Genomic DNA, 2,486 nt, shown 5'->3' on the forward strand with positions numbered 1-2,486 from the left:
AACGAGAAACCCACATCCGCAGACGACAACTCCGGGCGCTCAGCAACAAACGCACCCAACCGCTCCGCCTGCCCCCGCAACCCCACCTCGGACTTCCCCGACAGCACCCACGCCACCGGCCCCTCACCCAACACATCCGCCTCGGGCCGCGCCACCTCAGCAACCGCCGGCGCCTGCTCCAAAATCACATGCGCATTCGTGCCGCTCATACCGAACGACGACACACCCGCCCGACGCGCCTGACCCGTCTCCGGCCAAGGCCGCGCCTCGCACAGCAGCTCCACCGCACCCGCAGACCAGTCCACATGCGGTGTGGGCTCGTCGACATGCAAAGTCTTCGGCAGCACACCGTGCCGCATCGCCATCACCATTTTGATGAGGCTCGCGACTCCCGCGGCGGCCTGGGTGTGACCGATGTTGGACTTCAACGAGCCCATCCAGAGCGGGCGTTGTGCGTCGCGGCCGCGGGCGTAGGTGGCGATCAGGGCCTGTGCCTCGATCGGATCACCGAGCGTCGTACCCGTACCGTGCGCCTCCACCACGTCGATCTGCTGGCTCGAGAGGCGAGCGTTCGCCAGAGCCTGCACGATGACGCGCTGCTGTGAGGGGCCGTTGGGCGCTGTGAGGCCGTTCGACGCACCGTCCTGGTTCATCGCCGAGCCGGGGATGAGGGCGAGCACGTCGTGTCCGTTGCGTCGGGCGTCGGACAGCCGCTCCAGGACCAGCATGCCCGCGCCCTCGGCAAGGCCGAAGCCGTCCGCGCCCGTGCCGAACGCCCTGCACCTGCCGTCCGCGGACAGGCCTCGCTGCCGGCTGAACGCGGTGAGGATGCCCGGCGTCGCCATGACGGTGACGCCGCCGGCGATGGCCAGCGAGCACTCGCGCTGCCGCAGCGCCTGACGTGCCCAGTGCAGTGCCACCAGCGACGACGAGCAGGCGGTGTCGACCGTCGCCGTCGGGCCCTCCAGCCCGAAGGTGTAGGCGAGGCGGCCGGAGATGACGCTGGTCGCATTGCCGGTGAGGACGTGGCCTTCGGAGTTCTCGGCGCTTGCCCGCCGGCCCGAGCCGTAACCGGACGGGGCGGCTCCGACGAATACACCGGTCTGGCTGCCGCGCAACGACGCCGGGTCGATGCCGGCCCGTTCGAACGCCTCCCAACAGACTTCCAGCAGCAGCCGCTGCTGCGGGTCCATCGCCACCGCCTCACGCGGCGAGACCCTGAAGAAGTCGGCGTCGAAGTCGGCCGCGTCGTAAAGGAATCCGCCGGCGTGGGAGTAGCTGGTGCCGGGCCGGTCCGGGTCGGGGTCGAGGAGCTTCTCCAGGTCCCAGCCGCGGTCGGTCGGCAGTGCACCGATGGCCTCGTTGCCGGAGGCGACGAGCTCCCACAGCTCCTCCGGCGACCGGACGCCGCCGGGATACCGGCAGCCGATGCCAACGATCGCGATGGGCTCGGCTTCCCGCTCCTCGAACTCGCGGACGCGCCTATTGGCCTCGCGCAGATCGGCGGTCGCCCGCTTCAGGTAGTCACGGAGTTTCTGGTCGTTCACCGTCACAGCGCACCCTCGTATCGGCCGCGGCCGTCGTCCCACTTGTTCATCAGGAGCGCCCCAGTTCGTTGTCGAGAGCCTCGAAAAGCTCGTCGTCGCTCGCCTCGTCGAGATCGCTGTCGTCGGCACCGGCGTCCGGCCCCGCCTGCACCTCGTTCCAGCGGTGCAGCAAGGACCGCAGCCGGGCCGCGACGCTGTCCCGCGTGGCCTCGTTGTCCGCGAAGGCGAGCTCTTCGGGGCTGACGGCGGAGAGCGCGGCCTCAAGGCGGCCGAGGTCGTCGAGCAGTGTCACCTGGCGCGTCGGGGCCTGGTCGGTGTCCAGCGAGTCGCGCACGTAGGCCGCCAGCGCGGCCGACGTCGGGTAGTCGAAGACCAGGGTGGCCGGCAGGCGCAGCCCGGTCGCTGTGGCGAGCCGGTTGCGCAGCTCGACCGAGGTCAATGAATCGAAGCCGAGTTCGCTCAGCGCCCGGCCCGGTTCAACCATGTCGGCCGAGGAATAGGCCAGTACGGTCGCGACATGGCCGCGGACGAGGTCCAGCAGGAACCTGTCCCTGTCAGCTTCGGCGATGCCGGCGAGGCGCTGTGCGAAGGACGAGCCCTGTCCGGCGTCGGCGGACTCCGCGATCCGTCGGTTGTCGGTACGGACCAGTCCGCGCAGCAGGGCGGGGACCGGGGTCGCCTTCGCTCGCAGTCCCGCGAGGTCCAGGTTGATCGGAACGAGCGTCGCCGTGGCCGTGCGGAGAGCGGCGTCGAACAGCGTCATGCCTTCCTCGGTGGTGAGGGGCCGCACACCGCCCCGGGACATGCGGGTCGTGTCGGCGGCGGCAAGGTGTCCGGTCATGCTGCTGGCCTCGGCCCACAGGCCCCAGGCCAGCGAGGTGGCCGGCAGACCCCGGGCCCTGCGGTGCTGGGCCAGGGCATCCAGGAAGGTGTTGGCCG

The 2,486-nt window shown here is 70.5% G+C and carries 2 protein-coding genes; both read right to left on the reverse strand.

Going from position 1 to position 2,486, the window contains the following annotated elements:
* On the reverse strand, positions 1-1,547 hold a 1,547-nt coding region (locus tag AB0D04_RS42600), incomplete at its 3' end, for a beta-ketoacyl synthase N-terminal-like domain-containing protein (RefSeq protein ID WP_362712868.1).
* Positions 1,548-1,596: 49 nt separating this feature from the next.
* Positions 1,597-2,486: beta-ketoacyl reductase (locus AB0D04_RS42605; protein ID WP_362712869.1), on the reverse strand; the 890-nt coding region annotated here is incomplete at its 5' end.

The sequence above is a fragment of the Streptomyces sp. NPDC048483 genome, assembly GCF_040651455.1.
Classification (GTDB): domain Bacteria; phylum Actinomycetota; class Actinomycetes; order Streptomycetales; family Streptomycetaceae; genus Streptomyces.